Source organism: Luteitalea sp. (assembly GCF_044337415.1).
Taxonomy (GTDB): domain Bacteria; phylum Acidobacteriota; class Vicinamibacteria; order Vicinamibacterales; family Vicinamibacteraceae; genus Luteitalea.
The window spans coordinates 1-7,538 of sequence record NZ_JBIINP010000190.1; the positions used below are offsets into that span (position 1 = coordinate 1).

Here is a 7,538-nt window from a genome sequence, read left to right on the forward strand (position 1 = left end):
CATCGCGCCTGATCGCCCACGCGATCGTGTTCACGCAGTGCACGTGCACGACGACGCGCTGCGGCATGAGCGCATGCACGCTGGTCTCGATGGAGGGGCGCAGGCCGGTGGCATTCAGGGCCGTGCGCACGAAGGGCTGGCACGCATCGGCCGCCGGGTCGCCCGTGCGCAGCGCCTCGTGCAGCGCAGCGAGGTCGACGGGCACGAACACGTCGCGGCTCGCCGCATCGCGCAGCCACGTGCCCGACGCCTTGATCCACAGCACGTCCTCGTCCTTCAGCGAGGTGTTGCCGCCCGCAGCCTGCACGAGGAGGGGGTCGGCGCCGACGCGCGCCGAGAGCGTGCGCAACTGATCGAGGTTCACCATCGCAGTCGTTCCATCCAGTAGTCTGGCCGCGGTTCCACGTGCTCGCCGTCGAGCCCGTCCGAGACGCCGGTCATCACGAGCATCGTCGTCAAGCCCGCCGAGCGACCGCCGGCCACGTCGTGCTCGGCGCTGTCGCCGACACACAGCACACGCGACGCGCCGCCCAGCGACGCGCACGCGTTCAGGTAGATCTCGGGGTACGGCTTGCCGATCCACGTCACCTGGCCGCCCATCTGCGCGTAGGCCTCGGCGATCGCGCCCGCGCCGGGCTGCAGGCCATCGCGCGTGATCCGCCAACGGTCGGGATTGCAGCAGATCGCCGGCGCCTTCGCGTCGCCGAGCAACTCGCGATAGGCGTCGAGCGATGTCCGCGGTGCGTCCGAGCCCAGGAACAGGATGACATCCGCAGCCTTCGGATCGTCGACCGTCGGCACGAGGTCGAAGCCGTACTCCTCGCCGGGCGTGCCGACGATGAAGGCGTAGGGTGCCCGGCCCGTCACCTCGAAGCCGACCATCAGCGAGTGATACGCCAGTTCGCCCGAGGTGACGACGTCCACGAACGTGTCGCGGGGCACGCCGAGCGACAGCAGGCGTTCGCGGTTCGCCGCGGTGCGCTTGCCCGAGTTGGTGAGGATGGCGACCGGTATCTCCGAGGACTTCAGTCCCTCGAGCACCTCGAGCGCGCCGGGATAGAGCCTGTGACCGTCGTGCAGCACGCCGAACTGGTCGAGCAGCACGCCGTCGAACCCGCCCGCGATGGACGACAACCGTTCAACACGCATGACCGAGCCCCTGCCACGCGAGCCGCGCCACGCCGACGGCTGCGTGCTCGCTGTCGACCGCCACCATGGGCACGCCGAGGCGCGCCTCCCGGATGCGCGACCACACCGCGTTCGCGGCGCCGCCGCCCACCGTCCGCATCGTGCGCAGCGGCGTCGCGCCAAGCGACGCCAGCGCGGCGTACCCGCTCGCTTCGATGGCGGCCATGCCTTCCAGCATCCCCTTCAGGAATGTCGCGTCGTCTGGCGGCCTGGGTGTCAGCCGTGGCCGGAGCGACGCGTCGTTGAGCGGGAAGCGTTCGCCATCGCGCGTGAGCGGGTAGTAGTCGAGGCCGGTGGGTGGAGCCGCGGAGAGCGATGCGGAGAGCTCGGCCAGCGCCTCGCGCGTGAAGTGCGCGAGGAGCACGGCGCCCCCGGTGTTCGACGCGCCTCCCGCGAGCCAGCGATCACCGAGGCGGTGGCTGTACACGCCCCGCCCGGCATCGACCACTGGCCTGTCCGAGAACAGCTTCACCGTCAGCGTGGTGCCGAGCGAGGTCACGCCGTCGCCGGGCGCCAAGGCACCGCTCGCGAGGAAGGCGGCGCAGCCATCGGTGGTGCCAGCCACCACGGCGATGCCCGGCGGGAGCCCGAGTGCACGGGCGGCCTCGGCGGCGACATGGCCGATCACCGACCCGGCGGGCACCACCTCCGGCAGCATCGCGACGTCGAGGCCGGTCTCGCCGAGCCAGTCCGGCCAGCGGCGCGCGACGGGGTCGTACCCGGTCTTGAGCGCGTTGTTCTCGTCGGTGATCCCGACGCGACCCGTGAACTGCGCAGCCACCCAGTCGGCCTGGTGCAGCAGGCGTGTTGGTGGCTCGCGCCACTCGAGCGCACGGGCGAGGGGCGACGAGGCGCCGCGGGCCGCGGTGTCGGCCGGCGCCACGGCCTCGACGCGCGCAACGAGGTCTGCCGTGGCCCGGTCGTCGTACATCGACGCATCGGCGAGCGGCGCGCCGCCGGCATCGACGGGAACGATCGTGCCCGACGTGCCGTCCACGGCCAGCGCCTGCACGGCAAGTCCGGACAGGTCGAGCTGCGCGAGGGCGTCGCGCACGGCCGTCCACCAGAGCGCGGGCGCCTGCCTCGCCCGGCCACCGACAGGCGGCGGGACCTCGATCGGGACGGCGGTCATGCCGCAGACGCGGCCGTCGCGGTCGAGCGCAGCGATGCGCACCCCCGACGTGCCGACGTCGATCCCGAGCACCACATCACACGACATCGGCACAATCATTGCCGATTGTGCCGATGTCGTGCATGCCGCGATGCCGCGATGCAGGGAATGCGCACCCTGGCCAACGCCGCGCCTCGTGCGTCGGGCCGGTATGCTGTACGCGCACACCTCCTCATGATCACCATCGACGACATCCTCGCCGCGCGCCCGCGCATCGCTCCGTATGTCCGGTCCACGCCGCTCGAGCGCAGCCGCACGCTGAGCGCCGAACTCGGCGCGCACGTGTACCTCAAGTGCGAGCTGTTCCAGCGGACCGGCTCGTTCAAGCCGCGTGGCGCCTTCAACCAGTTGCTGGCCCTCACGCCGGAGGAGCGTGCCGGCGGCGTGGTGGGGGTGAGCGGGGGCAACTACGCGCAGGCCCTGGCCGACGCCGGGCGCACGCTCGGCGCGCCCACCACCATCTGCATGCCCGACACGGCCCCCCGCGCCTCGGTCGAGGCGACGCGCGCCTATGGGGCCGCCGTCGAACTGTCGCCGACCTTCCCGGAGGTGTTTGCGCGGGCCGAGGCGCTGCGCGCGGCGGGCGCTCGGCTGCTGCATCCCTTCGACGACCCGCACCAGATGGCCGGCGCCGGGACGCTCGGCCTCGAGATCCACGAGGCGCTGCCACAGGTGACCGACGTGGTGATCAGCATCGGCGGGGGCGGGTTGTTCACGGGCGTCACGATTGCGCTCGAGGCGCTCGTGGCCGGCATCCGCGTGTGGGGCGTGGAGACCGACGGCGCGCATGCGATGGGCGCGGCGCTCGAGGCCGGACGCGTGGTGCCGTTCACGCCCACCTCGCTGGCCCGCACGCTGAGCGCCCCCTACGTGGCCGAGGACGCCCTGACGGTGATGCGCCGCCACGCGGACCGGCACGTCGTGGTGAGCGATCGCGAGGCCTTCGAGGCCGCCAGGTTCCTGCTGGAGCGGACCAAGCTCAATGCGGAGCTCGCGGCGTCGTGCACGCTGGCGGCGGTGCGGCGCATGCGGGAACGCTTCGGCCCCGACGACCACGTCGTCCTGGTGATCTGCGGCGGCAACGTGTCACTCGACGACTGGGGCCTGTACATGCGGACCTTCTCGCCCGAGGCCTGACGGGCGTAGCCGCTCCGGGCACACGGGGAGGCGACTGCTCGTGCACGACCCGCCGCGAGCGCGAGCGGTGGTCGCCCGCCTCCTACGGGCGACGCATCGCCAGCCACCACTTCATCGTCGAGGTCACCAGGTCGGCGGCGTCCTGCTGCACGAAGTGGGACGCGCCGGGCACGGTGACCAGCGTGAGGTCCTTCTCGACCCAGTTCCACGTGCCCGAGAGGCCGTTGGCGTGGAGTGCGGTATCTCCGAGCCCATGGAACATCAGCACGGGCGCCGTGACCTTCGGCAGTTCCGGAAGCGCCGGGAGGTCCGCGCCTGAGGCCTTCGGGTAGTTGGCCTTGTAGTAGTTCAGCATCGCCTCGAAGTCGGAGCGGCCGAAGGCTTCGACGTATCGCGCCTTTGCTGCCGGATCGCGCACCCATCCAGAGAGGGTCTGCGCCGTCATCGGCAGGCCGAAGAACACGCCGGGATCGGTCGGCGTACCGCGCTGGAACGTGCGCGCGTACTCGCTGTTCTTGATCTGCTCCGGGTTGGTCTGCAGTTCACGGAACAGGCCGCGCGGATGCGGCAGGTTCAGCACGATCAGGCGCTCGGTCATCGCCGGCTGGCTCATCGCGAACTGCCACGCCACCATGCCTCCCCAGTCGTGACCGACGATGGTGGCCTTGTCGCGACCGAGGTGCCGGATCACGGCGGCCACGTCGCCCACGAGCAGGCGCATGTCGTACTGCTCGACGCCCTTCGGCTTGTCGCTGAGGTTGTAGCCACGCTGATCGATGGCCACGACCTGGAACGACTCCGACAGCGCCGCCATCTGGTGCCGCCACGAGTACCAGAAGTCGGGAAAGCCGTGAATCATCACGACGAGCGGGCCCTTGCCGAGCGTGGCGTAGTGAATCTTCACGCCGCCCGCCGACGTGGCGTAGCCGTGCTCGACCCGGTCGAAGACGTCGGGGACCTGGGCGTGCAGCAGGGCGGGCGTCGACAGCAGTGACAGGGCAAGCGCGAGGCTCGCCGGTGAACGCATCATGGTCATGACTCCTGGGAGGCCGTATCATACCGGCTCGACCACCCAAGGACAGGAGACAGGCCATGCGACCCCTTTTCGGCGTCCTGGTTGCCGTTGCCGTGATCGCGGCGCCTGCTGCGCAGTCGCCAGACGACCTGCTGTCGGACACGCGGCTCTCGGTGCACACGCTCGTCCGCGAGGACATCTTCGCCGGCTGGCGGAGCGACAACGAGACCCGTCTCGCGAGGGGCGACCGGAACGTCGAGATCCTGCTGACCCAGCGGCCGGCGGAGCGCGCGAACCTGTTGGCGTGGAAGGCCGGCACGGCTCTCTATCGCGCTGCCCTTGCACACGAAGCCGGCAAGTCCGAGGCCTACGCCCGCCACTACGCCGAGGCGCTGGCGGGCTTTGCCGAGGCCGCAAAGGCGACGTCGGGCAACGGCGGCGTCAGGGCCGTCACCGGCGGGTCGTTCGCCCTGTTCGCCGATCGCCTGCCTGAGCCGGCGCGCTCGGCAGGATGGGCGATGGCCTACGAGAACTACCTGGCTCTCTGGAACGAGCAGGGCGCCGACATCGAGAAGATGCCCGTGCACCACAAGGGCGAGGTGTTGTCGGGCATCACGCAGGCAGCGCAGCGCACCGGCCGCACGGAGGAAGCTGCGCGGCATCTCGATCGCATGCTGACCGTGCTCGCCGGCACGCCGTACGCGTCGCTGGCGCAGCAGTGGAAGGCCACCCCCGCCCTGGCGGCGACCACCAACCTCACGTGCCGCAACTGCCACGCTCCCGGCCGCCTCGAGAACAAGGTGGCCGCGCTCAAGAAGACGGCCAACTGAGTCGGGGAATTCTGCGATGTCCTCCGACTTCGCTCAGGACACGCCGCCATGCCGGCGAATGCGGTGGCTGCGCACGGCCAGGGCAGGCCAGCGGTTCTTGGCCTCGCCAGCCTCCCGAGCGTGACGTCCCTCAGCGCTGCGCGACGGCAGGAGCGCGGGCGCCTGGTGTGCGCCCGAAGCGCGACGCGGTCAGCGCCAGGTCGGCGCGCGCCCATGCCGTGTCCAGGCGAGCCTTGACGATCGCGGCCTGATCCTCCTTGCGCTGGGCCTGCAGGGCCTGGTGGAGCCCGACCAGGGCCCAGCCGCTGTCGCGGTTGCGTCTCAGGTCTTCCCAGTACACCGTCTCGGCCTGATCCGGTCGACCCGCCTCGAGCAGGATCGCGCCGAGGGCAAGCCGCGGCGGCGAGTGCCATTCGGCCGGCTCCGTGTACACGAGCGCATCGTCGAGTCTGACTGCCTCCTCCAGTCGAGCGATGGCGGCGGCGTAGTCGCCGCGCGCGGCGGCGATCTCGCCGGCGAGTGCCGCGGGCCCAATCGACAGGATTGCGCGCCCCGTGTTGGGAGAGAACAGCGGCTGGTCGAGGCCCTTGTCGGGCATCAGGGCCTCGAGCAGGCGGAGCTCGCGCTCGGCGGCGTCGACGTTGCCCGTCGCGACGAACGCCTGGCCGCGTCCGTAGTGCCAGGCCCCGCGCAGGAACGCGCTCGAGGCGGGCGGTGCGGGCTCGGCGAGCATCTCCTGCCACTTGCCGAATCGGACGTACGCCCAGTACGGCACCACGCGGAAGCCGGCCAGCATCGGCATGGCGGAGAGTTGCGCATCGTCGATGCGGGCGGCGACCTTGCGCGCCGAGTCGATGGCCACGCCGCTCTGGCCATCGGCCGCCGCGGCGAACCACAGGAAGTGGACATTGTGCGGGTAGTACGCCATTGGGTACAGGCCCTGCGCGCGGCACTGGGTGATGTAGTCCTCGTCGGCCTCGACCGCGAGGCGGTTGCTGCGCATCGCATCGGCGTAGCGGCCGACGCGCTGGTAGATGTGCGACGGCATGTGGACCATGTGGCCGGCTGCCGGCATGAGCGTGAGCAGCGCGTCTGCGGCCTGCTCGGCGCGCTCGGGCGTGGCCGTCGGCTCGATCAGGTGGATGTACATGTGCAGCGCGCCCGGGTGCTTCGGGTGGTCGCGCATGACGCGCTCGGTCAGGGCGACGATCTCCGCCGTGCCCTCGTGTGGCCGCCCGTCGGGCATCCAGTAGCCCCACGGCCGCAGGTCCATCATCGACTCGACGTAGAGCATCGCGATGTCGGGGTCCTTCGGGTAGCGCTGGTGCACCTTGCGCATCGCGTCGGCGTACGCGCGGTCGTTGGTGATGCGTTGCTCGGGTGTGCCCGAGTAGCGCGCGGCCAGCGCCTCGATGAGCGCGCGTTCGCGCGGCGACGCCGTTCGCGCCAGCGACTGCGCCTTGCGCACGAGCTCGAGCGCCTGCGGCTCGTCGTTGGGCTCCATCAGCGCGTTGATGTTGGGGCCCAGCACCAGCGCCTGGCCCCAGAAGGCCATGGCGAGGCCGGGGTCGAGCCGCGCCGCTTCACGGAACGCGCGCCGCGCCTCCGCATGATTGAACGCGTACGCGAGGTTGAGTCCCTGGTTGATGAAGCGCTGTGCGTCAGGGCGCCGCGTACTCACGGGAAACACGTGCGCGCCGAGCTTCTGCAGGCGCGGCGCCGCCTCGCCGTTGGGGCCGGCCGGTGCGGCAGCCGTTGGCGCCTCGTAATGCTTGTGCGATGCGGTAGCCGGCGCGGTGGCCTGCGCGAGAGCCGGGACGGACGTCAGCACCAGCCAGGGCAGCAACAGGCTCGTGCGAGCGATGGTGGTGGGCATGAGGCGATTCCTCCTTCATGCACGGCACGAGTCCGCGGGCACCCTTGGGAGGCGCGCGGCGTGGATGACAGTGCCGAGGCGAACCGCAGCATACGGCAGAACGCGGGCGGCGAAGCTCAGCGGAGAATGCCGCTCATTGAGAATGCCGCGATGCCGTGATGCCGGGAATGCCGGGATGCGGTTGGGCCGGTAACCGCTCCGAGTCGCGTCGTCGCCCCGCGCCTGCGTCGCGGGCCTCCTCCGCGCCACATCGCGGCGTGTGTGTGCGTGCGTTGCCTGGCGTTGGTGGCCTGTCACAGAGCCGAGGGCGGTGCGAAGTGA

At 71.0% G+C, this 7,538-nt stretch carries 7 protein-coding genes; 2 read left to right on the forward strand and 5 right to left on the reverse strand.

Annotated elements, in window-relative coordinates; all coding sequences use genetic code 11:
• The 3 genes from ACIRDX_RS18560 to ACIRDX_RS18570 form a co-directional block, all read right to left on the reverse strand.
• The coding region (locus ACIRDX_RS18560) for a class II aldolase/adducin family protein (protein WP_396626927.1) at positions 1-367 on the reverse strand (367 nt) is incomplete at its 3' end.
• Positions 361-1,149 carry a TIGR01459 family HAD-type hydrolase gene (locus ACIRDX_RS18565; protein WP_396626928.1) on the reverse strand — a complete coding sequence of 263 codons (789 nt, stop codon included), beginning with the start codon at positions 1,147-1,149 and terminating at the stop codon, positions 361-363. The genes ACIRDX_RS18565 and ACIRDX_RS18560, both read right to left, overlap by 7 nt.
• On the reverse strand, positions 1,139-2,419 hold the full coding sequence (locus ACIRDX_RS18570) for an FGGY-family carbohydrate kinase (RefSeq protein ID WP_396626929.1): 1,281 nt from the start codon (positions 2,417-2,419) through the stop codon (positions 1,139-1,141). Before ACIRDX_RS18570 ends, ACIRDX_RS18565 begins: the two co-directional genes overlap by 11 nt.
• Positions 2,420-2,533: 114 nt before the next feature.
• Here ACIRDX_RS18570 and ACIRDX_RS18575 point away from each other — a divergent pair, with 114 nt between their 5' ends.
• A complete protein-coding gene (locus ACIRDX_RS18575) occupies positions 2,534-3,496 on the forward strand; it encodes a threonine/serine dehydratase (RefSeq protein ID WP_396626930.1) in 963 nt (320 codons plus the stop codon).
• 82 nt (positions 3,497-3,578) lie between these two features.
• Here the strand turns inward: ACIRDX_RS18575 and ACIRDX_RS18580 are convergent, their stop codons facing one another.
• Positions 3,579-4,526 (reverse strand): alpha/beta fold hydrolase, encoded by a 948-nt coding sequence (locus ACIRDX_RS18580; RefSeq protein ID WP_396626931.1) that lies wholly within the window; start codon positions 4,524-4,526, stop codon positions 3,579-3,581.
• 62 nt (positions 4,527-4,588) lie between these two features.
• Between ACIRDX_RS18580 and ACIRDX_RS18585 the strand changes: the two genes are divergently transcribed.
• Complete coding sequence (locus tag ACIRDX_RS18585) at positions 4,589-5,341, forward strand: hypothetical protein (RefSeq protein ID WP_396626932.1); 753 nt, start codon at positions 4,589-4,591, stop codon at positions 5,339-5,341.
• A 130-nt stretch (positions 5,342-5,471) separates the two neighbouring features.
• On the opposite strand, the gene ACIRDX_RS18590 is transcribed toward ACIRDX_RS18585, so the two are convergent.
• Positions 5,472-7,217, reverse strand: a complete 1,746-nt coding sequence (locus ACIRDX_RS18590) for a hypothetical protein (RefSeq protein WP_396626933.1) — start codon at positions 7,215-7,217, stop codon at positions 5,472-5,474.
• Between the last annotated feature and the right edge of the window lie 321 nt (positions 7,218-7,538).